Origin of the sequence: Rhizobium sp. Leaf321, assembly GCF_001423215.1 — a bacterium.
Classification (GTDB): Bacteria; Pseudomonadota; Alphaproteobacteria; order Rhizobiales; family Rhizobiaceae; genus Neorhizobium; species Neorhizobium soli.
Window position 1 is genome coordinate 1090702 of record NZ_LMOF01000006.1, and the last position, 25089, is coordinate 1115790.

At 61.2% G+C, this 25089-nt stretch carries 30 protein-coding genes; 8 read left to right on the forward strand and 22 right to left on the reverse strand.

From position 1 onward, the window contains the following. Positions 1–8 precede the first annotated feature (8 nt). A complete protein-coding gene (locus tag ASF70_RS11590) occupies positions 9–434 on the reverse strand; it encodes an NUDIX hydrolase (protein ID WP_062579812.1) in 426 nt (141 codons plus the stop codon). A 150-nt stretch (positions 435–584) separates the two neighbouring features. Here ASF70_RS11590 and ASF70_RS11595 point away from each other — a divergent pair, with 150 nt between their 5' ends. The 3 genes from ASF70_RS11595 to ASF70_RS11605 are packed head-to-tail and all read left to right on the forward strand — an operon-like array spanning position 585 to position 2400. Beyond that, positions 585–911, forward strand: coding sequence for a YnfA family protein (locus tag ASF70_RS11595; RefSeq protein WP_062579814.1), 327 nt, complete (start codon positions 585–587; stop codon positions 909–911). Between the two features lie 41 nt (positions 912–952). Continuing rightward, the gene (locus ASF70_RS11600) at positions 953–1717 is read left to right on the forward strand and encodes an SOS response-associated peptidase (RefSeq protein ID WP_062579816.1); all 765 of its coding nucleotides are present in this window, start codon (positions 953–955) and stop codon (positions 1715–1717) included. A gap of 59 nt (positions 1718–1776) precedes the next feature. Further along, entirely contained in the window at positions 1777–2400 is a 624-nt protein-coding gene (locus ASF70_RS11605) for a LysE/ArgO family amino acid transporter (protein WP_062579818.1), read from the forward strand. 6 nt (positions 2401–2406) lie between these two features. Here ASF70_RS11605 and ASF70_RS24335 read toward each other — a convergent pair whose 3' ends face one another. From ASF70_RS24335 to ASF70_RS11620, 5 genes are all read right to left on the reverse strand, one after another. Then, a complete protein-coding gene (locus tag ASF70_RS24335; RefSeq protein ID WP_165699869.1) occupies positions 2407–2544 on the reverse strand; it encodes a hypothetical protein in 138 nt (45 codons plus the stop codon). 189 nt (positions 2545–2733) lie between these two features. Beyond that, positions 2734–3552, reverse strand: a complete 819-nt coding sequence (locus ASF70_RS11610) for a phosphatidylcholine/phosphatidylserine synthase (RefSeq protein ID WP_062453369.1) — start codon at positions 3550–3552, stop codon at positions 2734–2736. A 22-nt stretch (positions 3553–3574) separates the two neighbouring features. Continuing rightward, on the reverse strand, positions 3575–4276 hold the full coding sequence (locus ASF70_RS11615) for a phosphatidylserine decarboxylase (RefSeq protein WP_199864750.1): 702 nt from the start codon (positions 4274–4276) through the stop codon (positions 3575–3577). 245 nt (positions 4277–4521) lie between these two features. Beyond that, complete coding sequence (locus tag ASF70_RS23970; RefSeq protein ID WP_156461813.1) at positions 4522–4662, reverse strand: hypothetical protein; 141 nt, start codon at positions 4660–4662, stop codon at positions 4522–4524. A gap of 26 nt (positions 4663–4688) precedes the next feature. Continuing rightward, a complete protein-coding gene (locus ASF70_RS11620; RefSeq protein ID WP_062579820.1) occupies positions 4689–6590 on the reverse strand; it encodes an ABC transporter ATP-binding protein/permease in 1902 nt (633 codons plus the stop codon). A gap of 200 nt (positions 6591–6790) precedes the next feature. Here ASF70_RS11620 and ASF70_RS11625 point away from each other — a divergent pair, with 200 nt between their 5' ends. Then, positions 6791–7015 carry a hypothetical protein gene (locus tag ASF70_RS11625; protein WP_062453367.1) on the forward strand — a complete coding sequence of 75 codons (225 nt, stop codon included), beginning with the start codon at positions 6791–6793 and terminating at the stop codon, positions 7013–7015. A 160-nt stretch (positions 7016–7175) separates the two neighbouring features. On the opposite strand, the gene ASF70_RS11630 is transcribed toward ASF70_RS11625, so the two are convergent. Next, positions 7176–9077, reverse strand: coding sequence for a LysM peptidoglycan-binding domain-containing protein (locus tag ASF70_RS11630; RefSeq protein ID WP_062579822.1), 1902 nt, complete (start codon positions 9075–9077; stop codon positions 7176–7178). 156 nt (positions 9078–9233) lie between these two features. On the opposite strand from ASF70_RS11630, the gene ASF70_RS11635 reads away from it, so the two are divergent. Continuing rightward, positions 9234–9854 carry a TIGR00730 family Rossman fold protein gene (locus ASF70_RS11635; RefSeq protein ID WP_062580238.1) on the forward strand — a complete coding sequence of 207 codons (621 nt, stop codon included), beginning with the start codon at positions 9234–9236 and terminating at the stop codon, positions 9852–9854. 41 nt (positions 9855–9895) lie between these two features. Next, entirely contained in the window at positions 9896–10528 is a 633-nt protein-coding gene (locus ASF70_RS11640; RefSeq protein ID WP_062580240.1) for a LysE family translocator, read from the forward strand. A gap of 9 nt (positions 10529–10537) precedes the next feature. On the opposite strand, the gene ASF70_RS11645 is transcribed toward ASF70_RS11640, so the two are convergent. The 7 genes from ASF70_RS11645 to cysS all read right to left on the reverse strand — a co-directional run bounded on the left by ASF70_RS11645 (position 10538) and on the right by cysS (position 16760). Then, entirely contained in the window at positions 10538–10867 is a 330-nt protein-coding gene (locus ASF70_RS11645; RefSeq protein WP_062579824.1) for a DHCW motif cupin fold protein, read from the reverse strand. Positions 10868–10890: 23 nt separating this feature from the next. Further along, complete coding sequence (gene rarD, locus ASF70_RS11650; protein ID WP_062453363.1) at positions 10891–11817, reverse strand: EamA family transporter RarD; 927 nt, start codon at positions 11815–11817, stop codon at positions 10891–10893. A gap of 134 nt (positions 11818–11951) precedes the next feature. Continuing rightward, complete coding sequence (locus ASF70_RS11655; RefSeq protein WP_062579826.1) at positions 11952–13067, reverse strand: metallophosphoesterase; 1116 nt, start codon at positions 13065–13067, stop codon at positions 11952–11954. A gap of 188 nt (positions 13068–13255) precedes the next feature. Next, the gene (gene pip / locus ASF70_RS11660; RefSeq protein WP_062579828.1) at positions 13256–14215 is read right to left on the reverse strand and encodes a prolyl aminopeptidase; all 960 of its coding nucleotides are present in this window, start codon (positions 14213–14215) and stop codon (positions 13256–13258) included. Continuing rightward, complete coding sequence (locus ASF70_RS11665) at positions 14212–14715, reverse strand: GFA family protein (protein WP_062579830.1); 504 nt, start codon at positions 14713–14715, stop codon at positions 14212–14214. Before ASF70_RS11665 ends, pip begins: the two co-directional genes overlap by 4 nt. Further along, on the reverse strand, positions 14712–15224 hold the full coding sequence (locus tag ASF70_RS11670) for a GFA family protein (protein WP_062579832.1): 513 nt from the start codon (positions 15222–15224) through the stop codon (positions 14712–14714). The genes ASF70_RS11665 and ASF70_RS11670 overlap by 4 nt, the downstream gene beginning before the upstream one ends. 138 nt (positions 15225–15362) lie before the next feature. Continuing rightward, entirely contained in the window at positions 15363–16760 is a 1398-nt protein-coding gene (gene cysS / locus ASF70_RS11675) for a cysteine--tRNA ligase (protein ID WP_062580242.1), read from the reverse strand. A gap of 357 nt (positions 16761–17117) precedes the next feature. Here cysS and ASF70_RS11680 point away from each other — a divergent pair, with 357 nt between their 5' ends. Beyond that, positions 17118–17345: a hypothetical protein gene (locus ASF70_RS11680; protein ID WP_062453357.1), complete on the forward strand. Its 228-nt coding sequence runs from the start codon at positions 17118–17120 to the stop codon at positions 17343–17345. 21 nt (positions 17346–17366) lie between these two features. Here ASF70_RS11680 and ASF70_RS11685 read toward each other — a convergent pair whose 3' ends face one another. The 8 genes from ASF70_RS11685 to alr form a co-directional block, all read right to left on the reverse strand. Continuing rightward, positions 17367–17948: a DedA family protein gene (locus tag ASF70_RS11685; protein WP_062579834.1), complete on the reverse strand. Its 582-nt coding sequence runs from the start codon at positions 17946–17948 to the stop codon at positions 17367–17369. A 41-nt stretch (positions 17949–17989) separates the two neighbouring features. Further along, positions 17990–18730: an SDR family NAD(P)-dependent oxidoreductase gene (locus ASF70_RS11690; RefSeq protein WP_062579836.1), complete on the reverse strand. Its 741-nt coding sequence runs from the start codon at positions 18728–18730 to the stop codon at positions 17990–17992. Positions 18731–18814: 84 nt separating this feature from the next. Next, entirely contained in the window at positions 18815–20317 is a 1503-nt protein-coding gene (gene purF / locus ASF70_RS11695; RefSeq protein WP_062579838.1) for an amidophosphoribosyltransferase, read from the reverse strand. Positions 20318–20452: 135 nt separating this feature from the next. Beyond that, positions 20453–21040, reverse strand: coding sequence for a CvpA family protein (locus tag ASF70_RS11700; RefSeq protein ID WP_062579839.1), 588 nt, complete (start codon positions 21038–21040; stop codon positions 20453–20455). 154 nt (positions 21041–21194) lie between these two features. After that, entirely contained in the window at positions 21195–22598 is a 1404-nt protein-coding gene (radA, locus tag ASF70_RS11705; RefSeq protein WP_062453352.1) for a DNA repair protein RadA, read from the reverse strand. 4 nt (positions 22599–22602) lie between these two features. Then, positions 22603–22914 (reverse strand): type II toxin-antitoxin system RelE/ParE family toxin, encoded by a 312-nt coding sequence (locus tag ASF70_RS23630; RefSeq protein WP_348270994.1) that lies wholly within the window; start codon positions 22912–22914, stop codon positions 22603–22605. Then, complete coding sequence (locus tag ASF70_RS11710) at positions 22896–23153, reverse strand: type II toxin-antitoxin system ParD family antitoxin (RefSeq protein WP_062579841.1); 258 nt, start codon at positions 23151–23153, stop codon at positions 22896–22898. The genes ASF70_RS23630 and ASF70_RS11710 overlap by 19 nt, the downstream gene beginning before the upstream one ends. Before the next feature lie 77 nt (positions 23154–23230). Next, positions 23231–24397 (reverse strand): alanine racemase, encoded by a 1167-nt coding sequence (alr, locus tag ASF70_RS11715; protein ID WP_062579843.1) that lies wholly within the window; start codon positions 24395–24397, stop codon positions 23231–23233. A 256-nt stretch (positions 24398–24653) separates the two neighbouring features. Here alr and ASF70_RS11720 point away from each other — a divergent pair, with 256 nt between their 5' ends. Next, the gene (locus tag ASF70_RS11720; RefSeq protein WP_062579845.1) at positions 24654–25028 is read left to right on the forward strand and encodes a tudor domain-containing protein; all 375 of its coding nucleotides are present in this window, start codon (positions 24654–24656) and stop codon (positions 25026–25028) included. Positions 25029–25089 lie beyond the last annotated feature (61 nt).

The window sequence follows — 25089 nt, forward strand, 5'->3', positions numbered from 1 at the left end:
ACGAACTCCTAACCGCGTTTCAGTTCCGCCGCCAGCCTTTCGGCGCATTCCAGCACGCTCGCAGGCACGGGAAGATTGCGGATCTCCTCGACCGAATACCATCCCGGATCGGCCGCATCGTCGGCGGCAATCGCCTCTCCTTCGGGGTCCGCTTCGACACGGAACACCGAGAGCGAGAAATGGCGGTTGTCGTCCTTGTCCTTCTTAAGGTCGTAGGTGGCAAACAGGGTCGGATTGCGCACAGCGATGCCGGTCTCTTCGAAGAATTCCCGCACCGCCGTCTCCGATGGCGTCTCGCCGGGCTCGGCCCGACCCCCTGGAAAGGCAAACAGATTGGCCGAGGGCGGGTTCAATCGCCGGATCAGCAGAAATTTGCCGTCACGTTCGAGAATGGCCGACGACGCGGCTTGCGGGGAGGGCGTGGCTGTTGTCATGGACTGCTGAAGCTTTGAAGAGCGATAAGGTCAGGATAGTGTAGGCGGGAATAGCCGCCCATCAAGGACATATCATGTCGCGCGCAAAAACCCTCTCTCACGGCATGACACGGCCCGAACCATGCCGGTGAACCTCAACGGCTGGACAGCATGAAAACTTATCTCCTCTACTCGCTCGCCGCCCTGTTCGAGATCGCCGGCTGCTTTGCCTTCTGGGCCTGGTGGCGGCTGGAAAAGCCGGCTCTGTGGCTGGTGCCGGGTATGGTGTCGCTCGCGCTGTTTGCCTGGGTGCTGACCTTCGTGCCAAGCGACGCGGCCGGGCGGACCTACGCCGCCTATGGATCGATCTACATTCTGGCCTCCATCCTCTGGCTCGCTGGCGTCGAGAACCGGATGCCCGACCGCTGGGACTTGATCGGCACCACCGTGTGCCTCCTCGGCGGCGCGATCATCCTCTTCGGTCCCCGCAGCGCCTGATCCGCTTGACGTCTGCCTACCCCAGTGCCATCTAATCTCGCATGTGCGGACGCTACGCCCTGACGGCGACTTCTGAGGAAATTCTGGAGGTCATGCAGGCGCTGGGGGAGGAAGGTTTCCCGGCCCGCTACAATATTGCCCCGACGCAGCCGATCCTGATCGTCATGCAGAACGAGCATGTGAAGCCCGGCAGCAATCTTCCGCCGCGTCGCGCCGTACTTGCCCGGTGGGGCCTGATTCCGGGCTGGGTCAAAGATATCAAGGACTTTCCCCTGATGATCAACGCGCGCTCCGAGACGGCGGCCGAAAAGGCGTCGTTCCGGGCCGCCATGCGTCACCGCCGCGTTCTCATTCCGGCCTCCGGTTTCTACGAATGGCGCCGGCCCCCGAAGGAGACGGGACTGCCCTCACAGCCCTTCTGGATCCGCCCGAAGAATGGTGGCGTCATCGCCTTTGCGGGACTGATGGAAACCTACGCATCTGCCGATGGCTCGGAAGTCGATACCGCGGCGATCCTCACGACTGCTGCCAATCACGCCCTGCGGCCGATCCACGACCGCATGCCCGTCGTCATCGCGCCGGAGGATTTCGAGCGCTGGCTGGATTGCAAGAACGGTGAGCCACGCCACGTGGCGGATCTGATGCGGCCGGTACAGGACGATTTCTTCGAGGCGTTTCCGGTATCAGATCTGGTCAACAAGGTGTCCAACATGGGCAAGGATCTGCAGAAACCGGTCGCGGTGGCACAGCCGCAGGAGAAGCCGCCAAAGGCATCCGGCAGCAGCGGCCAGATGTCGCTGTTTTGATCCGTTCCGACCGCGTCACACCATCCAGCCATCGAATCACGTCCTGAACGGATCTCCCTATGAACCTGATATCCGCCGGTTTTTCCGGCTTTGCGCTGGGCGGCTCGCTGATCGTGGCGATCGGCGCTCAGAATGCGTTTATCCTGCGCCAGGGGCTGATCCGCAGCCATGTCTTCGTGCTCTGCCTGATCTGTGCAATATCCGACGCCTTGCTGATTGCAGCCGGCGTCGGCGGGCTGGGAACGATCGTGTCGCAATCGCCGCTGCTGATCTCGGTGGTGACGCTGGGCGGCGCGCTGTTCCTCGCCACCTATTCGGCCATGGCATTCCGGCGGGCGGTAAAGCCCGGTGCCATGGTCGCTGGCGCGCCTGAGAGCATGGCACTGAAGGCGGCGGTGATGACCTGTCTCGCCTTCACATTTCTAAACCCGCATGTCTATCTCGATACGGTCGTGCTGCTCGGCAGCCTGTCTGCGGCCTATCAAGGTCCGGAAAGGGTAGCCTATGGCGCGGGCGCGGTGATCGCATCCTTCGCCTGGTTCTTCGGCCTCGGCTACGGCGCCCGCTATTTGGCGCCGCTATTTGCCAGACCCGCCGCGTGGCGGGTGCTGGATGGCCTGATCGGCGTTGTCATGGGGTTGCTTGCGCTCGGGCTTCTCATAAGCTTCCTACGCGGCGCCTGAGACGGATCAGCGAGCCGGGCTGAGCGTTGGCTTGCGCTTCAGCATCATCGCCGCAGCAGCAACGGCTTTGAGGCCGAGCGGACGGTAATGGCTGGAGAGGTCCGGCTTGGTCTCGATGTTGGTTTTGTTGGTTTCGCTGCTCACGTCTGTCTCCTCACGAATCTCTGTTCCGCTCAAGGGCGGGCCGGCGCATTTCGCCGCCAATCCGGGCGGAATCATGGCTGCGGCTTTACGATGCGATAGAGAAAGAATGGACGCGCCAACTTGCCGCAAGCTGGGGCTGCGACGCAACAATTCCTGTGCGCCGCAGCATCAGTCGCAAGGGCAGGACGATTAGACGTGCGTGCGCTCGTCCTCGATGGTGATCGTGCCATAACGCTTTTTCCACGCACGGGCAGAAAACGGCAGAACACAGAGATAGGCAATCGCGGTGATTGCTAGGATTTCCCAGGTGTAGCTCATCAAGAGGCCGACATAGAGAACGGCCACAAGCATGATCGGCAGCATCAAGTCACGGCGGATGCGGCCCGACTTGCCCGACCAGACCGGCAGACGCGAGACCAACAAGAAGCCGATCAACAGCGTGTAGAGAACGCTGGCATACACGAAGAACTTCGTCTGTTCGACGCCGAGAAAGCCGAGATAGACCGGCAGAAGCACCAGAAGCGCACCCATGGGCGCCGGAACGCCCACAAAAAACTCCGACTGCCAGGGAGCCTTGATGCCGCGGTCTTCCATCACGTTGAACCGGGCAAGCCGCAGGCCAGCCGCGATTGCATAGAGAAGTGCCGCTATCCAGCCGAACGATTTCGCTCCGTCGAGCAGGAAGGCATAGGAAACGAGAACGGGCGCGACGCCGAAATTGATGATGTCGGCGAGCGAATCCATCTGTACGCCGAATTTCGACGTTGCCTTCAGAAGCCGTGCGATCCGACCATCGATCCCGTCGAGGAAGGCTGCCAGCAGCACCATCGCGACAGCGAGCTCGAACCGTCCCTCGAAGGCAAGTCTGATCCCGGTGAGGCCGGCGCAGATCGCCAGCACCGTGATCAGGTTGGGGATCATCAGGCGGACCGGGATCTCGCGCAGGCGCGGACCACGGGCCTCGTCGGTCGTATGGTTCTGTTCCGGCGGCGAGACGGGCGTCTCCATCAGATGATCTCCTTGCGTTTAGTTAGGCACGACGGCCGATGGTCGGTCCCTTGGTGGAGCCGAATTCGGCCAATACGGTTTCGCCGCCGACCGCTCTCTGGCCAACCACGACGCGCGCCTGGCCACCGGCCGGAACGAAGACGTCAAGGCGCGAACCGAAGCGGATCAGGCCGAAGCGCTCACCGGCGCTAACCGGCTCGTTTGGCTTGACCCAGCAGACGATGCGGCGTGCCACAAGACCGGCGATCTGTACAACGCCGACGCGGCCGTGTGGGGTGTCGATGACAAGCCCGTTGCGCTCGTTGTCGCTGGACGCCTTGTCGAGTTCCGCGTTGACGAACTGCCCTTCGCGGTACTCGATGCGTGTCACCTGGCCCCGAACAGGGGCGCGGTTGATGTGGCAGTCGAACACGTTCATGAAGACCGAGATGCGCAGCATCGGCTCGATGCCGAGATCCAGTTCGGCTGGCGGCACGACCAGAGCAACATGGCTGACGCGGCCGTCGGCAGGGCTGATGACGAGATCGTCATCCTGCGGTACGACCCGTTCCGGATCGCGGAAGAAGTAGGCGCACCAGAGCGTCAGTACCAGTCCGATCCAGAACAGCGGCTCGGCGAAGTAGCCGAGGATCAGCGAGACGACGAAAAAGATGACGACGAAAACGTAGCCTTCCTTGTGGATCGGCACGAGCGTGTTGCGGATGGTGTCGAAAAGATTGATCAACCCTTGGTTCTCCTCAATGGTCTGTGCTGCCTGCCTATAGAAAAACCCTATTTGCGGCAATCCGGTTCCGTCGATGCGCCCATGACGTCATACAACTTCCCGGTATAATTGACGGAATACACCGTTTGAAGCGCCCAGCGACCTCTGCTTGAACGCGGTTTATCCCTGACGCGTCAGTTTCCCGAAGGCCCATCCTCGTCTTCTGACACTCGCAGACGCGGTGCATTGCCACAGAAATCTTCGCCTCAGCGAACCGCCTCAGGGTCTACCCAGCCCATCCAGGTCGAGAAGGCGAGCAGAGGCGAGCCGTAGAAGACCAGCACCAGCATATAGATGATGGCGATACCGCCGAGTACCAGCATCCGCCTGTTCGTATATCGTCTCATGCTGTTCTCCTGTTATTCTGCTGCCGTTACTCAGCAGCAGGTGCGCCGCGACGGACGATGCCGAGATCGTCGTTCTCGCGCACCTTCTTCAACTGCTCTTCCGCTTCCGTCGCCTCGCGCTGACGGTTCCACATCGAGGCGTAGAGGCCTTCCTGCTGCAGCAGCCCCGAATGGGTGCCGCGCTCGGCAATCTGGCCGTCGCGCAGAACGATGATCTCGTCGGCATTGATAACCGTCGAGAGGCGGTGGGCGATGACAAGCGTCGTCCGGTTCTTCGAAACGAGATCGAGTGCGGACTGGATCTCGTGCTCGGTCGTCGTATCGAGCGCCGAGGTCGCCTCGTCGAGAATGAGGATCGGCGGGCTCTTCAAAACCGTGCGGGCAATCGCCACGCGCTGCTTTTCGCCGCCCGAGAGTTTCAGCCCGCGTTCGCCGACCTTTGTCTCATAACCATCCGGCAGAGCCTTGATGAACCGGTCGATCTGAGCGATCTCGGCCGCCGCCTGGACTTCGGTATCCGAGGCACCCGGCCGGCCGTAGCGGATGTTGTAGACGACCGTGTCGTTGAACAGGACCGTATCCTGCGGCACCATGCCGATGGCCGAGCGCAGCGACTTCTGCGTCACGTTGCGCACATCCTGGCCGTCGATGGTGATCGATCCGCCCTGGATATCGTAGAAGCGGTAGAGCAGGCGCGAAATGGTGGATTTACCAGCACCCGAAGGGCCGACGATCGCCACCGTCTTCCCGGCCGGCACGTCGAAGGAGATGCCTTTGAGGATCGGTCGTGCCGGATCATAGGAGAACTGCACGTCGCGAAAGGCGATGGCGCCTTTTTCAGGTCCCTGTCCTATGACAAGATCCTTCGCGTCCGGCCGGTCCACGACTTCTGCTTCGACTTCAAGAAGGTCGAACATCTGCTCGATATCGGTCAGCCCCTGGCGGATTTCGCGGTAGACGAAGCCGATGAAGTTAAGCGGAACCGCGAGCTGCATCAGCAGCGCGTTGACGAACACGAAATCGCCAATCGTCTGGTCGCCGCGCTGCACTGCAAGCGCCGACATGATCATGATCACGGCCTGTCCCAGCCCGAAGATCACGCCCTGGCCGAAGTTCAGCCATCCGAGCGAGGTCCAGACGTCGGTCGCCGCCTTTTCATAGCGCTCCATGGAGGAATCGAAGCGCTTTGCTTCCATGTCCTCGTTGCCGAAATATTTCACGGTCTCGAAGTTCAGAAGCGAATCGATGGCTTTTGTGTTCGCCTCGGTATCGTTGTCGTTCATCGTCCGGCGGATGGAGATGCGCCAGTCGCTGGCCTTGATCGTGAACCAGATATAGGCGGCAACCGTAACAGCCGTGACGGCGAGGTAGGCGAACCCGTAGGCGGCCCAGAAGATGATCGCCGTCAGCAGGAATTCGATCACCGTCGGCACCGAATTGAGGATGGTGAAACGAACGATCGTTTCGATGCCCTTCGTGCCGCGTTCGATGATGCGCGACAGGCCGCCGGTCTTGCGTTCCAGGTGAAAGCGCAGCGAAAGCTGATGCATGTGCACGAAGGTCTTGTAGGCAAGCTGGCGCACCGCGTGCTGGCCGACCGAGGCAAACAGCGCGTCACGCAGCTGGTTCAGACCCACCTGCAGGATGCGGGTAAAGTTGTAGGCGACGACCAGCACGACGGCGCCCAGCAGAAAGACCGGCAGGATGCCCGCCATGTCGAGCTTGCCGTTTAGCGCATCCGTCGCCCACTTGAAGAAATAGGGGACGGAGATGAGCACCAGCTTTGCCAGCAGCAGAAACACCGTCGCCCAGATGACGCGCGCTTTCAGATCCGCGCGTCCGACCGGCCACATATAGGGCCACAGGTTGACGAGTGTGCTGAAGGGATTGCCGCTATCCGCAGATACGGTCTTCTTTTTTGCTGCCATGGATTTTACCTGAATCTGAGGGCGAAGAAACGCCTTCCCGGCAAATAGGCTGCGCAGGGCCATGTTGCAAATGAAACTCGCATGAAACCTCATCTGGCCTCATCGGTCGAAAGTAGGTATGACTACGGAGTGTATAAGTCCGAATTGCGAGGCGGAGGAGGTCTGGCTATTCGAGGGAAGCTCGCATTGGGAGGAATATCATGCGCTTCAAGACGATTGCCGTTGCGACTGCCCTGAGCACTCTTCTGTGGGGAGCCTCGGCCGGCGCGGCTTTCACTGCCTATACGGTGGTCAAGCATGTACCGCATCTGAATATACTGGAAACGGTCACAGCACTTGTCGAGCGCAACAGTCTTTCACTGCACGTTGCCGCCCATTCACTGGCAGTCACGCCGTCGCAACTGATGATCGGCGATCGGTCGTAAGTCTGTTTTTCTGCAGAGTGTTGCACCGATAGCCGCCGCCGCGACGTGAAGCTCAACCTCCCCGCATTCCCGTGATGAGCACAGCAATGTGGAGATTGGGGAACCCGAAGCATTGGCCCTGCGGTTTTAAGTCGTTTTCAGGAGAATTGGGGCCGCGTCATCATTTCCGATGCTGGATCCGTTCGCGGTGCAGCTCTTCCGAATCCGGCCGGAACTCCTCCGGTACGCCGAAGATCTGGCCGGGCTGGATGATGTCGGGGTTGCGGATCTGATCCTCGTTGGCGAGGTAGATCGTCGTGTAGCGCACGCCCTGGCCATACATCCGGCGCGAAATCTGCCACAGCGTATCGCCACGTCGGATGATCACCGAGTTGCGTTCGCTTTGCGTCAGTGGCGCCTGCTGGAACGTCTTTGTGCCGTCGACGCCGGTGGCGGGAGCAGCCGGCGTGCCGGCCATCTCCTGTTCGTTGCCACCATCCATCTGCCGTGCCATGGCGGGCCCGACGGCGCGGGCGATCCTGGCGCCGAGGTCCTTGAGGGCTGCGCCAACGGCGGCAACGTCGTTTGGAACCTTGTCGAGTGCGGCAAGTGCTGACGCTGCATCCTTGGCGGCATTGTCGGCAACGGAGCGGGCGGAAACGGAAGCGTCGGCCGGCAGGCGGTATTCGGTCAAAGACTTGAGCGTGATCGATGTGGACGAACGTGCCGCCGCCATCTGTTCGCCGCTCGGCACCTTGCCGTCGGCGTAGAGGTTCTGCAGCAGGTTGAAGGCGCGTACCACTTCGTTGCGAAGCTTCTCGAAGGCGCCGCCATCGATCGTCGACATCGGGCTTGAAACTGCGGGGGCTGCGACTGCCGCCACCTGTTCGCCGGCCGGACGGTTGAACGGAACCTCGACCATGACGGTGCGCTGGCCGGCACCGTTCAGTGCCTCGACGCTGATCCGGTGATCGCCGACCGAAAGCTGCGTGTTGCCCTCGATGACGAAATGGCCGTTTCCGCCTGCGCGCGACTGGCCGACGGGCTCGCCGTCGACAAGACCGCGCACCGTGACACCCGAGCGGGCGATGCCGGCGATAAAGATTTTTGAGCCTTCAAGCTCGACGGCGGTGATCTGCAAATCCGGTGTTCCAGCCGGCGCAGGCGTCGCGTCGGGCGCCGCGGTCGAGGACGGAGCAGAGACGTTTGGCGCGCTGGATGCGATCTGCGACGATGACTGCGGCAAGGCCGGATTGACGGCTGGCGTCTGAGACTGACCCGCAGCCGTCTGGCCTGCAGTGGACGGCGCAGCGTCAGGGCCAGGGGGTGTCGGTGATGTCGCGGCATTCGGTGCGGCAGGCGCAGACGCGTTCGGCGTCGCGATGACCCGGCTCGCTTTGCCCGGCGTCGTCACCATGGCAAGCAGCTTGCCGGTCTTCGGATCGCTGGGTACGGAGACCGTCGCGGTCTCGTCCGAGACGACCGTCTTGCCGTCCTTGCCGGTGGCCTTGAGAACCAGCTGGTGATCGCCCGGCGGCAAAGGTTTGTCGAGAACGGCTGCAAAATCGCCGCTCGGGCCGACGTCGATCTTGGCGACGACCGAGTTGCCACTGGAGATTTCGAGTGTCGAATTGGGCAGCGCGCGGCCGGCAATCACGGCCGAACCGTCGGGCTCGACGCGCAGCACGTCAAAGGCGGGCTTGGCTGGCGTCTGGGCAGCGTTCGGCTGGGCGGTGACCGGGCTTGTCGCGCTCGGTGCAGCTGTTACTGCGGGTGCGGCCGGAGCGGAGGGCGCTGCCGGAGCGGAAGGGGTTGCCGGGGGAGATACGGGAGCGGCCGGCGTCGTCGCGGGCACGGATGCCTGCTCCTGCGGCTTCGGCGCGTCCGGAGAATTCGGTGCGTCTGTCGGCTTCACCGCCTGCTTCGTGCTCTCGACCGCGTCCTTGACCGCATCGCCGGCAGCGTTGATCGCATCGCCGAGCGGTTTGGCATCATGATTGATCCGCGGCAGCACGAAAAAGACCATCAGCAGCGATGCGATGGCGAGTACGACCAGAGCGAGCCAACCGGCGCGGTTTTTCATGAGCAAAGCCTTTTCCCGATGGACCCTCCATCGTCTTTCCGGATTATCCGTTTCCTCTAGTCATAACAAGCTTTACCAGTGTTTCAGCCTTGCTCTGCGCAGTATTTCCAGCCAAATCTCGTGGTTGGTGCGTCGCGTGCCAACCCTTTGAAGTGCCTGATGGAGAAAACTGTGCCAATACGATCCATATGCGTTTACTGCGGCTCGCAGCCGGGGCGCGATCCCGCCTATATCCAGGCCGGCCGCGCGCTCGGAAAATCCATTGCAGCCCACGGTTTGCGGCTGGTCTATGGCGGCGGCACCAAGGGCATCATGGGTGCGGTTGCCGCAGGCGTTCTGGCGCATGGCGGCAAGGTCACGGGCATCATTCCGGACTTTCTTGTCGATATGGAGGCAACCCGCCATTCGCTCGGCCAGCTCGACGAACTGATCGTGACCAAGGACATGCATGAGCGCAAGCACAAGATGTTCGAACGCTCCGATGCCTTCGTCACACTTCCGGGCGGCATCGGCACTCTGGAAGAGATCGTCGAGATCATGACCTGGGGCCAGCTCGGCCGTCATGAGAAGCCGATGGTGTTTGCCAATATCGGCGGTTTCTGGGATCCGATGCTGTCGCTCGTCACCCATATGCGCGAGGAAGGCTTCATCCACCGGGGGCATCTGGTACAGCCGATGGTGATCCCTGACGTGGATGACATCGTGCCGGCCATTCTCGACCGCGACGAACAGCAGGCCGCGTCAAAGGGCGAAGCCGCCGTCATCTCGAAACTCTAGGGTTTAAGGCTTCCGCCGAGGGTATGGAACAGGAGCACCGCATGCCAGACTGGAATATCCTGTTCGCCTTCCTCGTGACGACGTCGGTCTTCGCCTTCATTCCGGGACCCGCGATGCTTTACGTGGCAGCCCGCACGATCGCGGCCGGCCGCACCGCCGGCATGATGGCGGTGCTCGGCGTCCATCTCGGATCCTACGCCCATATCGTTGCGGCAGCTGCCGGGCTCTCGGTTCTCTTTCACGCCGTCCCAGTAGTTTATGCGCTGGTGAAGCTTGCAGGCGCGATCTACCTGATCTGGCTTGGCATTTCCCTGTTTCGCGCGAAGGCTGCGGGTGCCGGCGATCTGCAGGCGGAGACACCGAGATCTGCCCGAAAGGCATTTGCCGAAAGCATCGTCGTCGAGGTTCTCAACCCGAAGACGGCGATCTTCTTCCTCGCCTTCCTGCCGCAGTTCATCGACAGCGCAGCAATGTTTCCGGTCTGGGTTCAATTCGTGATTCTGGGATTGGCTGTCAGCATCATCTTCACGATCGCCGATGTTTTCGCCGTTGCCCTTGCCGGCCTGGTGATGGCACGGCTCAACCGATCGAGCACGGCGCAGAAGCTTGCCCAGCGGGCAGGCGGGACCATCCTGGTCGGTCTCGGCGCGCATCTCGCGCTGCAGAGAAGCTAGAGACGAGCCTCAGTCAACGATGAAGAGCTTGGCGCCCAGTGTCGTCGAGGACCGGTGCGGTTCGGCACTGTCGGCCACTTGATAGCTCATCCCGGGCTTCAGCACGAAGACGCGTCCGTCGGCAAGTTCGGTCGTCATCTCGCCTTCGAGGCACAGCAGGATATGGCCTTTCTCGCACCAGTGGTCGGCGAGATAGCCCGGCGAATGCTCCACCATCCGCACCCGGATTGGTCCGAAATGGCGGGTGCGCCAGGTCGAGTGTCCGGTGTCACCCTTGTGGACGGTCGGCTCAATCTGCGACCAGTCCGTCGTGCCGAAGGGGATATCTGACATCTGCATGAACGAAATCTCCTGATGGGCGGTCAGCGGCTGCGAAGGTCCCGCAGCATCGCCAGCGTATAGACGGCAAGTGCCGACCAGATGAACACGAAGGCGGTGAGCTTGATGCCGCTCAACGGCTCCTTGAAGATAAACACAGCGGTCAGAAAGATCATTGTCGGTGCGATATACTGCATGATGCCGATGGTCGACAGCTTCAGCAGCTTGGTGGCATTGGCATAGATCATCAGCGGCACGGCTGTCGCTATACCGGCAAAGGCAAGCAGGGCCGCATCGTAGCCGACACCGTTCAGGAAATGGCCCTGGCCCGTCGCTTCCAGCCAGATGAGGTAGGGCAGCATCGGAATGCTGATCAGCAGCACTTCGAGGAAAAACCCCTGGTTCGGACCGATCGGCAGCGTCTTGCGGAAGAGGGCATAAAAACCCCAGGTAAATGTCAGCGCCAGCGACACCCACGGCAGTCCGCCCGAACCCCAGGTGAGGATTGCGACGCCGACCACGGCAAGCCCGATCGCTGCTTTCTGCATCGGCAAAAGCTTTTCCTTCAGCACCAGCGCTGCCATCAGGATACTGAACAGCGGATTGATGAAATAGCCGAGCGCGGCATCGATCGCATGACCGTTCGAGACCGCCCAGACATAGATACCCCAGTTGGCGGTGATGAAGGCGGCGGTGACGCAGGCCATGCCGAGCATGCGCGGCGTCCGGATCGCGGTCTTCACATCCCCGGTACGGCCAAGAATGATCAGCACGAGACCGGCGATCGGCACCGACCAGATGGCGCGGTGCGCCAGCACTTCCAGCGCCGGAAGATGCGCGACCGCTTTCAGGTAAAAGGGAAGGACGCCCCACAGGAGATAGGCGGTGATGCCGAAGGCAAAGCCGCGCGGCGTGTCCTCGTTCTTCGCTCCCGCGGGTTGTGCGGCGACGGGAACGGTATCGGTGGCCATCAGGGCGTTTCCGGCAATTTGTTATCGTTGGCTGGCGGGATACACCAAGGCAGAGCCCCCGGCCAATTCATTTCTGTGAAGCATGGATCAGTCGCGCGACCGCTCCGACCGACCCGCTCACCGGATGCCGCAACTCACTTCGGCCTCAGCGTGATCACGGTCAGTTCCGAGGGTACGCCGAGCCTCAGCGCAAAACCGATCCACAGGGCCGTACCGTTATTGACATAGAGCGACATCTGATCGACGTCGTAGAGACCGGACACGAAGCCGTTGTTGAAGCGGGCGATAAGGCGATCGAACCCCCAGATCATGCCGCCATGGGTATGGCCGGACAGCTGCAGATCGGCCCCGGCATCCGCCGAAAGCTTCGCATCGCGTGGCTGGTGGTTGAGGAGGATGACCGGAACATCAGCTGGCGCACCTGATAGCGCCTTGCCGACGTCAGGGCCTTCCAGGCCGAACCGGGTGGCGTTGAGATCGTTGACGCCGGCCAGCACCATCTGCGCACCGCCGCGCGACAGCACCACGTGGCCGTTGGAAATGGTGCGAAGGCCAAGCGTCTCGTATTGCCGCATCCAGTCGTCATGGCCGAAGTAATATTCGTGATTGCCCGGAATGGTGAAGACGCCGTCTGGAGCGCGCAGTTTGGCAAGCGGGGCAACATCCAGATTGCGGGCCTGCAGATCGCCATCGATCAGGTCGCCGGTGATGACGATGAGGTCGGCATTCTGGGCATTGGCCTTGGCTACCGTCTCTTCGACCCAGGGCGCCTGAAACAGCCGGCTGATGTGAAGATCCGTCAGCTGGATCAACCGGTAGCCATCAAACTGCGCCGGCAGGTCGGGGATCCGGATCTCGACTTCCTTGACCGGCGGCACCCGGATTGCCTGATTGACGGCAAAAGCCGCAAGCGACATGGCGAGTGCACCGATCCCGTAGCGCAGCCCGACCGGTATCCGGATCCGGCGACGGCGAAGTGCTGCCGTGGCGAGGGAGACCAGATCGAGCACAAGCTGAAATATGCTAAGCAGCAGGATCGTGCCCGCCATCCAGTTGACGACGATCATCGTCATCCGCGGCACTTCAGGCGAAAACATCGTGCCGAACACGATCCGGCTGATCAGACTGTGCTGGAACACCACCATCAGCACGACCGCGATCAACCCCTTCGCCCAGCGGGGCCACGGCAGCGGCAGAAGGAAGCGGAGGACGACGTAGAGGCACAGAAGGGCTTTGGCGAGATGAAACACGTCGATGAGGCTCGGCTTCAGGAGGATGCGATAAGGCAGGGAGCCCTAACTGTGCCGGCCGGCGGTTAATCTCAACCGGCATAACGGGATGTTGATCGGGAGGGGTGAGGCATATCGCTTCTCCCCGCCCGCAGGGAGAAGTTGGCGGGAGCCGAATGCGGGGCGAGACGCCCCGCAAGCTTTCGCATTTATGCCTTCCCCGCAAACCGATCCGTCGCCCGGATCAGTTGATCCGTAATCCCCGGTTCCGATACGGCATGTCCAGCGCCTTCGATGATGTGGAAATCTGCGTCAGTCCAGACCTTCGACAACTGGTAGGCGTATTTGAGCGGGCAGGGCATGTCGTAACGGCCGTGCACGATGATGCCCGGAATGCCCTTGAGCTTCGTCGCATCGCGCAAGAGCTGGCCTTCCTCAAGCCAGCCGGCATTCATGAAGAAGTGGTTTTCGATGCGGGCAAAGGCGATGGCGTAATGGTCTTCGCCGAAGCCTTCGGTCAGCGCCGCATCGGGAAGCAGGGTGATCGTCGATCCCTCCCAGATACTCCAGGCCTTGGCCGCCTCAAGCTGCGCTGCCGTGTCTGATCCTGTCAGACGACGATGATAGGCGGCCATCATCTCGTGGCGCTCGTCCTCGGGGATCGGCGCGAGAAACGCCTCGTATTTTTCGGGAAACATTTCCGAGACGCCGAACTGGTAGTACCAGTCGAGCTCGGCTCTGGTGAGCGTATAGATGCCGCGTACCAGCAGCTCGGTCACCCGATCGGGGTGTGTCTCGGCATAGGCGAGGCCGAGCGTCGAACCCCAGGATCCACCAAACACCTGCCACTTGTCGACGCCGACCATCTCGCGCAGCCGCTCGATATCGGCGACCAGATGCCACGTCGTGTTGGCCTCAAGGCTTGCATGCGGCGTCGACTTGCCGCAGCCGCGCTGGTCGAACAGAAGGATGTCGTAGAGTTCAGGATCAAACAGCCGTGACTGGATCGGCGTGATGCCGCCTCCGGGGCCGCCATGCAGGAAGACGACGGGTTTTGCCCCCTTCGTGCCATGCCGTTCGAAATAGATCGAGTGACCGTCGCCAACATCGAGCGTACCGGTCTCAAAGGCAGTCGTTGCCGGGTAGAGCGTGCGCAGCACTTCCGTCATAGATGCAGACCTTTCGCGGGCCAGTTTTCCGTATCGTGATCGGGGTGCTGGAAGGAGATGATCTGCTCCTGCTTCGAATAGTAGTCTGTATCGCCATGAACGGGAGCGTCGAAGATCGTTTCCACCCAGGGCAGCCGGAAAGCGTGGTTGACCTGCACCTGCGGCATCAGGTCGTCGCGCTCGTCGAAGGCACCGATGGCGATATCGAGGCTGGTCGGCGTACGATAGGTGAGCGGCGTGCCGCATTCCGCGCAAAAGCCGCGGTCGATATTGATCGAGGACTGGAAGTATTTCGGCTCCCCGCGGGTCCATTCAACCCCACTCTCAGCACCGTCCTGCGGTGCCGTGACGAGAGGTCCGAAGAAACCGCCGAACGCCTTCTGGCACATCCGGCAATGGCAGATGGAGGCACGACCGAGCTGTCCGTTGATCCTGAAACGCACGGCGCCGCACTGGCACCCGCCGGTTCTCGGCTGACCGGCTTTTTCCGTTTCACTCATGCGTCGTCCTCCTTCGTCATTCCGCGATCGGCGGGAACTGGTTGCCATGTCTGTGTATCGTGATCCGGGTGCTGGTTGGAAACGATATCGGAAAGGAACGGCGCCTCGTCGATATCATCCATTGTATCGTGCCCGGGCAGGGTGTGCAGATGATCCACGAAGGGTATCTTGCCTTCGGCGCCGTACTGGACCGACGGCGGTAGCGCCGACGGATCGTCGAAAGCACCGGCCGAAACCGCGATACCGTCCGCCGCCTCATAGGTCAGCGGCGTGCCGCAATTGTCGCAGAAGCCGCGCCGAACATGGTTCGAAGAGTGGAAGTATTTCGGCTGTCCGCGCGTCCAGGAAAAGCCGGTGCCGCGGGTGGAGACGAGGGGCGCATAATAGGCACCGAACGCCTTCTGACACATGCGGCAATGGCAGATCGAGACATGGTCGGGCTTGCCGTCGAGGCGAAAACGCAGGGCGCCGCACTGACAGCCGCCGGTGTAAATGTCATGGCTCGTCATGCATTGCCCCGTAGCGAGGTCTGACGGTCGCGACTGCCCACAGGGTTTGCTTGGCGCTCTGCACTCATGTCATCCTCCCTCATCCTTTGGGTGGTCCCGTGCGAAAAGCATAGGACCACCCCGCCCATGCGGCAAGCGTTAGCGCTTTACCTCCCAGGTGGTCACCCGTTCGCCGGTTTCGGCGTTCTTGCCATCCTTCAGCTGGATGCCCTTGGTTGACAGTTCGTCACGGATGCGGTCGGCTTCGGCGAAGTTCTTCGCTTTGAGCATTTCGAGACGCAGCGCGACGAGCACATCCACCGCTTCTGCAAGCGCCCCGTCGACTTCCGTCTTTTCCGGCGCGACGCCGAGAAGGGCGGCACTGGCGGCAAACATCGGCAGCAGCGTGCTGTCGGCATTGGCTTCCTGCGCCAGTGCGTGGATGCGCTGGATCGCGGCAACCGTGTTGAGGTCGTCGGCGAGCGCGTCGAGGACGATCGGGCAGGGCTGCGTGCTCGAAGGAATGTCGGCGAGGTCGACGGCCGGCCATTTGGCAAGAAGCCGCTCGGCCTCCTCGATGCGCTTGATCGAAAAATCGATCGGTTCGCGGTAATGCGTCATGAGCATGGCGAGACGCAGCACCTGGCCCGGCCACTTGCGGCCGCCGAAAGTATCGGTATCCAGCAACTGGTTGATGGTGATGAAATTGCCGTCGGACTTCGACATCTTGCGGCCTTCGACCTGCACGAAGCCGTTATGCATCCAGACATTCGCCATCACGTCGGTGCCATGGGCGCAGCGCGACTGGGCAATCTCGTTTTCATGGTGCGGGAAGATCAGGTCCAGCCCGCCGCCATGGATGTCGAAGACTTCGCCGAGATAGCGGCCGCTCATCGCCGAGCATTCGATATGCCAGCCGGGGCGACCGCGTCCCCAGGGGCTGTCCCAGCCGGGTTCGTTGTGGGAGGAAAGCTTCCACAGCACGAAATCACCCGGGTTCTTCTTGTGCGCATCAACAGCGACGCGCGCACCCGCCTGCTGCTCATCCAGCGGACGCTTGGAAAGCTGGCCGTAATCGGCCATCGACTTGGTGTCGAACAGCACTTCGCCCTCGGCGACATAGGCGTTGCCGTTGCCGATCAGCTTTTCGATGATAGCGATCATCTGCGCGATATTGTCCGTGGCGCGCGGCTCGATGCTGGGCTCAAGGCAGCCAAGGGCCGCGACGTCGTCGTGGAACTGCTTTGCCGTCTTTTCGGTCACCGCATGGATCGCATCGTTGAGCGCAAGATGCGGAAAATCGCGCAGCGCCCGGGCGTTGATCTTGTCATCCACGTCGGTAATGTTGCGCGCATAGGTCACGTGGGCGTCGCCATACACGTGCCGCAGCAGCCGGAACAGCACATCGAACACGATCACCGGCCGGGCGTTACCGATATGGGCGAAATCGTAGACCGTCGGGCCGCAGACATACATGCGGACGTTGTCGGCATCGATGGGCTCGAACGCCGTCTTCGCGCGGATCAAGGTATTGTATAGCTTGAGCGTGACGCTCATCGAAAAATCTCCCAACATCCTGACGTCGCATGCATCCATGGCGAGCGGACCAGAGCGTTTGTCTTCAAAGCTTTTCGAGAGACGAAAACGGCCAGGCCAGCGCTTTACGCTGAGCGAATAATGATCCCGCAGATGGAAATCGCCGTGTTCATCCGTCGTTTATGGCGCGAGGCCACTGTTTGGTCAAGAGATTTGCTGATGCGTTCCCGGTCCGAAGTCCTATCGAAAAAGCTGTTGAAAAGAGGTTTTCTTCACACGCGTTTAGTTACCGGTTAATCTTAACCAAAACCTGTGTTTTGCGTTTTGTCCATTCTGCCTAATATTAGAAATCACTGATGAAGAGTGGGAGGCAGGGTCATGGACGTAAGAACGACCTTCGTGGGAAAGCCGCTAGATCCGGGTGAGCTGGAACGGCTGGCGCGAATATACAACGTCGCGCGCTGGATGACCGGTCGCTCCAGGCACGATCCGTCCGCAGCCAGGCTGGCGGCCATGGCAATCCGCTTCTACCAGCTCGGCGTGCGCGACGACGATGTTCTTCTCGAAAAGGTGCTGAGCACCCATTCGGCTCTCACGAGCAACTGAGATGTCCGAACGGCGTGCGACCTAATTCCGGGTTCCCGCCCACACGCGTGCCAACGTCTTGCGCGCCAAAAATGCGGTGACGGCAACCGCAACAAGGATTACGCCGAGGGCTGCGAGCATGTGAACATGCAGTCTCAAATGTCCAAACAGCGCCTCGACCGCGTTGCCGAACAGGTACCCGATCGCCGTTATACCGACGCCCCAGACGAATGCGGCGATGAGATTGAGAAAGAAGAAGCGAAGAGGCGAGATGCCGGAAAGTCCGATCATCAAGGGACTGACGGTGCGGATGCCGTAGACGAAACGGAACGAGAGGATGAAGCCCGTCGGATGCGCCGCAAGCAGGGTGCGGACGCGTTCTGCAGCCTTTACCCGCATCATCCGCTGGACGATTGCCAAGCGGTTTGCATGGCGGCCCGCAAAAAACAGCGCCTGGTCAGCGATCAGCGATCCCAAGAAGGCACCCGCCGCGGCCTGCCAGTAGGGCATGAGGCCGCGGTGGGAAATCACGCCGCCGAGAAACGCTGCCGTCTCGCCCTCGACAGCCGCTCCCAGAAACACGGCCACCGGTCCATACTCACCGATCAACTGTTCCAGGCTCATGACTAGATTCCCCCAAACGTCCGGGCTGTCGGTGTATCCGGTTATTCCGGCATTCTGAAATCGACGAACCGGTTTTCGCGCACCACGAACATGCGGCCGCTGTCGGTAAGCTCTGGCGAGGCGAGGAAGAGGATCTTCTGCGCCACCTCTGAAGGGTGCGGCAGCGTTTGCGGATCTTCGCCAGGCACGGCCTGCGCGCGCATCGCGGTCCTCGTGGCGCCCGGGTTGACCATGTTGACCTTGAGCGTCGTGTGGGTGTTTTCCGCAGCCCAGATGCGGCCCATGGTTTCGACAGCGGATTTCGAGATCGCGTAGGCACCCCAGAAAGCCGGTGCCTTTGCGGCAGCGCCTGACGAGAAGAGCAGGGCGCGACCCGCATCGGATCGCACCAGCAGCGGCTCCACCGAGCGGATCAGCCGCCACATCGAGGTGACGTTGGTCAGCATCACCTTCTCGAACACTTTCGCCTCGATATGCCCGAGCGGCGAAATTGTACCAAGGATGCCGGCATTGGCGACCAGGATGTCGAGCTTGCCCCAGCGTTCGAAGATCGAGGCACCCAGCCGGTCGATCGCCTCCATGTCGGTGAGATCGAACGGCACGAGCGTTGCCGAGCCGCCTGCAGCCTTTATCACGTCGTCCAGCTCTTCCAGCCCGCCGACGGTGCGAGCGGTGGCAATCACATGCGCGCCGGCCTTTGCCAGCTCCAGTGCCGTGAAGTAACCGATGCCGCGCGAGGCGCCGGTCACCAGCGCAATCCTACCCTTCAAGTCGATCGTCATTTTTCTATCCCTGCCAGTCGCGACCAAAAAAGAAGGCCGCGTTCCCGCAGCCTTCTAAAACGTTCATGATCGATTGAAAACCATTCAGCCGTTGCTGGCCAGAAGCGACACCTTGCGGCCGACCGCTTCGCCGTCCTTGTCGAGTAGACGCGTCGGGTAGTCGCCGGTGAAATAATGGTCGGTAAACTGCGGCCGTGCATCGTTGCGGTCTTCGCCGCCGACAGCGCGGTAAAGCCCGTTGATCGACAGGAATTCGAGCGAGTCCGCGCCGATATATTTGCACATCGCTTCGAGGCTGTCGTACTGGTTGGCCAGCAGCTTTTCACGGTCCGGCGTGTCGATGCCGTAGAAATCGGGATAGTAGATCATCGGGCTTGCGACGCGCAGGTGAACTTCCTTGGCGCCGGCATCGCGGATCATCTGGACGATCTTCAGCGACGTGGTGCCGCGCACGACCGAATCGTCGACCAGCACGACGCGCTTGCCCTCGATCATCGCTCGGTTGGCGGAGTGCTTCAGCTTCACACCGAAAGCGCGGATCTGCTGGGTCGGCTCGATGAAGGTGCGACCGACATAATGGTTGCGGATGATGCCGTATTCGAACGGAATGCCGCTCTCCTGGGCGTACCCAAGAGCTGCCGGCGTGCCGCCATCGGGAACCGGCACGACGACATCAGCTTCGACAGGCGCTTCCTTGGCGAGGTTGATGCCCATGTTCTTGCGCGCCACATAGACCGAGCGACCGCCGACAACGGAATCGGGACGAGCGAAATAGACGTATTCGAACAGGCAGAGCCGTTCCGGCTGGCCATTGCCGGCCTTGCGGGCATCGATCGAGATCGAGCCGTCTGACTGGATCTCGCAGATGATCACTTCGCCGTTTTCGACGTCGCGGATGAATTTTGCACCGATGATATCGAGCGCGCAGGTTTCAGAGGCAAACACAGGCTTGCCGTCGAGTTCGCCCATCACGAGGGGACGGATACCGGTCGGATCACGCGCCGCGATCAGCTTGGTGCGGGTGATGGCAAGCATCGAATAACCGCCTTCCATCTGCCTAATGGCATCGATGAAGCGGTCTGCGGTGGAGGAGTAGCGCGAGCGCGCGATGAGGTGAAGGACGACTTCCGTATCGGATGTCGACTGACAGATGGCGCCGCCGGCGATCAATTGCCGGCGCAGCGTGAGACCGTTGGTGAAATTGCCGTTGTGGGCAATCGCGATACCGCCGACTTCCAGTTCCGCAAACAGCGGCTGGACGTTGCGAAGAGCGACTTCGCCGGTCGTCGAATAGCGGTTGTGGCCGATCGAGATATTGCCGGGAAGCTTCGCGAGCGTGACCGGGTCGGTATAGTGATCGCCGACCAGGCCCATCCGGCGCTCCGAATGGAAGCGCAAACCGTCGAACGAGACGATACCGGCGGCTTCCTGACCGCGATGCTGCAGGGCATGCAGGCCGAGCGCCGTCAGCGTTGCCGCATCCGGGTGGCCGAGGACGCCAAAGACGCCGCATTCTTCATGAAGGGTGTCTTCGTCCCATACGTTGGAGCGGTTGACATCGAATGTTTGCGATCCCGGCTGCTGCATCTGGCCGTACCCTTTCAGGAAAAATGGAAAGGCTGGCCGGGGGAGATTTCCCCCGGAGACCAGCCCGTCTATCATCAGATTTCGAATGTTACCACAAATGGTGATGGTGTGCGCTGCATCAAGCGCAACACAGCGTCAATTATTTGTAACCGGTGCATCTTCGGCCGGCGTCTGGTCGGTACCAACAGCGCCATCCACAGGTGCTTCTTCCTTGCCGAGGATACGGGCCCGGATCTGCGGCTCGATATCGGCTGGCAGCACGGCTTCGAGGCGTCCGACCAGCGTATCGAGGAACGGCTTCGACTTGGCGTTGGTGACCCAGGTCGGCTGGGCACTTTCAGCGACCAGCCAGTTCCAGAAGGCAACGGCCACGACGAGAAGCAGGATGCCGCGGGCAGCTCCGAACAGGAAGCCGAGCGTGCGGTCGAGCGCACCGATGCGGCTGTCGATGATGAAGTCGGCAATTCTGGATGTGATGAAGGAGATGATGATCAGCGCCACGAGGAAGATGACACCAGCCGAACCGGCAATGGCGATGCGGTGATCGGATGTGTACTTTTCCGCGTAAGGGACAAGCAGCGGGTAGAGATAGTAGGCGGCGGCAATGGCGCCGGCCCAACTTGCGATCGACAGAACCTCGCGGGAGAAACCGCGAACCATGGCAAGCACGGCCGAAAACAGGGTGACGCCGATGACAATACCGTCGAAGATGGTGATGGGCATGTAAACTCTACTCCAGAACCTGCCGTTGCATGCCTGCCGTCTTGGTGAAGCCAATGTGGGCCAGCCGTTTTCGTGCTTGGATCAGGGCGGAGTTGCCAACCTGATCCAGAGCGTCGAGCGCGTGTCTTACATCAGCCGTGGCGTTAACGGAAGATCAATCATCTTCCTCCTGCTTCCCCAGTTTTTTGACCGAACCGGCGATGCGCGACACCAGATCCGGCAGGTCCTCGATCATCGTCCAGCGGGCGCTGGAACCCTTCGGCAGCTCGGCGGATGTGGCCGGCAGCATGGCACCGGAAAAGCCCAGCTTTTCAGCTTCCTTCAGTCGCTGCGCCGTCTGCGACACGGGGCGCACCGCACCGGAGAGACTGATTTCGCCGAAGAAAACATGATCGGCCGGAAGAGCGATGCCGGCAAGCGAAGAAACAAGCGCGGAGGCGATCGCCATATCGGCGGCCGGCTCGGAGATGCGATAGCCGCCGGCGACGTTCAAATAGACGTCGTGCTGACCGAGCCGCACGCCGCAATGGGCTTCGAGAACCGCAAGGATCATGGCGAGACGCGAGGAGTCCCAGCCGACCACCGCGCGGCGCGGCGTGCCGAGCGAGGTTGCCGCCACCAGCGCCTGAACCTCGACCAGGACCGGCCGTGTGCCTTCCATACCGGCAAACACCGCAGCCCCCGGAGATTTGGCATTGCGTTCGCCGAGAAACAGTTCCGACGGGTTGGTGACCTCGCGCAGACCCTTGTCGGACATTTCGAACACGCCGATCTCGTCGGTCGGGCCGAAGCGGTTTTTTACCGTGCGCAGGATGCGGTAATGATGGCCCCGGTCGCCCTCGAAATAAAGCACCGCATCGACCATGTGCTCGACCACGCGCGGACCGGCGATCTGGCCTTCCTTGGTGACATGGCCGACCAGAACCATGGCGGCACCCGTCTGCTTGGCAAAGCGGATCATCGCCTGCACGCCGGTGCGCACCTGGGTGACGGTGCCCGGCGCCGAATCGGCGGTATCGCTCCACAGCGTCTGGATCGAATCGATGATCACGAGATCCGGCCGCTTGCCTTCCGACACCGTGGCGAGAATGTCCTCGACATTGGTTTCGGCCGCCAGAAGCACTTCCGTATCGGCAGCACCCAGCCGCTGGGCCCGAAGGCGAACCTGGGCGACGGCTTCTTCGCCCGACACATAGATGATGCGATGACCACGACGCGAAAGGGCGGCCGCCGCCTGCATCAGAAGCGTCGACTTGCCGATGCCCGGATCGCCACCGATCAGCACCGCCGACCCGCGCACGAACCCGCCGCCGGTGGCACGGTCGAGTTCGGAAATGCCGGTATGGATGCGCGGTGCTTCCTCGGTTTCACCGGAAAGAGCCGTCAGCGTCACGGCGCGGCCCTTTTTCGGCACCTTGCCAGGCCCGGAACCGATGCCGCCCATCGGATCTTCCTCGACGATCGTATTCCATTCGCCGCAGCCTTCGCACTTGCCAGCCCAGCGGCTGTGCACCGTGCCGCAGTTCTGGCACACGAATTGAGTTTTAGGTTTTGCCATGAGATCAGGTTTCGTCAGTCTTGAAGAGGTCGGGATGAAGGTTTTGGTGGCCGTGCAGGACCCGGACGATGCGGACAGCCGTTTCCGTTCGGCGGAAGTAGATCCAGCGTTTGCGGTATGGGAGTGCTTTGAGACCGGGTGAGAGATTATCGCGCGGCGAACCTGGAAAACCGGTGAAGGCAATCCACGCAGCCTTTTGTGTGAGATCTCGGACGAAGTGGCCGGCCGCGACCGGATCGTCGACGGCGATGTACAGGAATATGTCGAGGAGATCCTGATCGGCCAGCGGGGAATAAATCAGCTCTTTCGGTTCAATATGCGCATCCCCCGTTCGATGATCGAATCCGCGTGTGTGTCGGCATCGTCGAAACGCACGAACTCGCCTCTCTCCAGCTGGGCATCCGCCTCGGCGATCATCGTCCTCAAGAGCTCGTCTTCGCTTCCAAGACGGCTTAGTCCCGCCGCGACGACATCCTCAGCGCTTTCATAAGCGCCCGTCTTCACCTGCTCTTCGATAAACGCCAGAGCCTCGTCATTGAGATGGATCTCGGTCATTTCGATCTCCTTTTGTTCTCATTTAGCACGAAGATATCGCCCGCGAAAGAGGGGGATCTCCGCATGCGCTTCCGCTCTCACTCGTCGGCGTAAAGATACCGTCGCTCGTATCGCAGGCCAAGGCTGGTGAGGAGTTCGTAGCCGATCGTGCCGGCCGCGCGCGCGACGTCGTCGAGCGGCATGTTGGGACCGAACAGCTCGATATAATCGCCGGTGCGAACATCGCGTTCCGGCACGTCGGTGATGTCGAAGATCGTCAGGTCCATGGTGACGCGTCCGACGACCGGCACCCGGTGGCCGGCGATGAAACCGAAACCGCCCTCGTGAATGCTGTCGCGGATCGGAACGCCGGAGCCAGACAGCGACCGCTTGTAGCCGTCCGCATAGCCCGCCGCGACGATCGCCAGCCGGCTGTTGCGGGTCAGGCGGTGTGTGCCGCCATAGCTGACGGTTTCGCCGGTCTTGGCGCTGCGGATCTGGATGATGCGCGCCTCGGCCTTGGCGACCGGCCGCATCGGATTGCTGACGCCACCGACAGCCTCGCCGCCATAGACGGCAATTCCTGGGCGCGTGAGGTCGAAATGGTATTCGGAGCCGAGCATGATACCGGAAGACGCCGCAAGACTTGCAGGAATGCCTTCATAAGCCGCCGCAACCTTCTGGAATGATTCAAGCTGCTGGCGGTTGAAGGACGAGGAGGGCGTATCGGCGCTGTGCAGATGCGACAGCACGAGGACGGGCGAGAAACTCGCAGGCCGCGACACGTCGTCGGCAAAAGCGAGCGCGTCCTCGAGCGGAATGCCGAGCCGGTTGAAGCCGGTATCGATATGCAGCGCGCAAGGATGATCGCCGTGTTCTGCGGTCACCGCCATCCAGAAGCTCAGCTGCTCTTCCGAAACGAGGACTGGAACCAGTCCATGTTCGTAGAACGTGCGTTCCTGACCGGGCCAGACGCCTGACAGCACATAGATCCGGGCATCGGGCGCATAGGTTCGAAGCGTCACGCCTTCCTGAACCACGGCCACGAAAAAATCGCGCGCGCCGGCCTCGTAAAGCGCCGTACCGCAATCCTCGAGACCCAGCCCATAGGCATCCGCCTTGACCACGGCCGCAGTCGAGGCATTGCCGGAGAGATCAGCCATCTCCCGCCAGTTGTCGGCAAGCGCTACGAGATCGATGGTCAGCCGGGCAGGGGCGATATCGAATTCGTCGAAAGGCAGGGCGTCGTCGTCGAAATCTGTCATGAGCGCTCAGCAGAATGGATCGGATCGACGCCAATCCTTACCCGTTTCCACGGCCGGAAAAAGACGTACGGGCGAGATTTTGCGCGCTGCACGCTTTTTTTCAAACATTCCAAGCAATCCGATAAAAACAGACACATCCACAACGTATTAATTCAGTGTTCAGATTGTATTGTGTATCAGATTTACTGTTCAATTAATTGAATTTCCCCGCGTCATTGGGCAGGGGGAGGGCAGAAATATATTTGGGGAGACTAATGTGAAAAATGTACTTTCAATCATATTGGCAGCAAGCTTTCTTGCTTCCGGCGCGTCTGCAGCCTTGGCGCAGACGAAGGGCGACTGGGTTCTCGGCAACTATAAGGGCGCTGGTTACTGGTTTCCGGGTGTCATCGAAAAGATCGGCGGTGGCAGCGTTACCATCCGCTACGATGACGGTGACCGGGAAACGGTGGCTTCGAGCGCGGTGCGTCCGTACGACTGGATGATCGGCATGAAGGTCGAATGCAACTACAAGGGCGCCGGCGACTGGTACCCGGGCAAGATCACCGCGCTGGCAGGCGAGAAAATCGGAATCGCCTATGATGACGGCGACAAGGAAAGCACCCGGACCGGACGCTGCCGGACCCAGTAGTCGATCAGCGACCCTCGACTGGTCGATGCCGGCCGCTCTGCGGCGGCGGGCATCGACCATC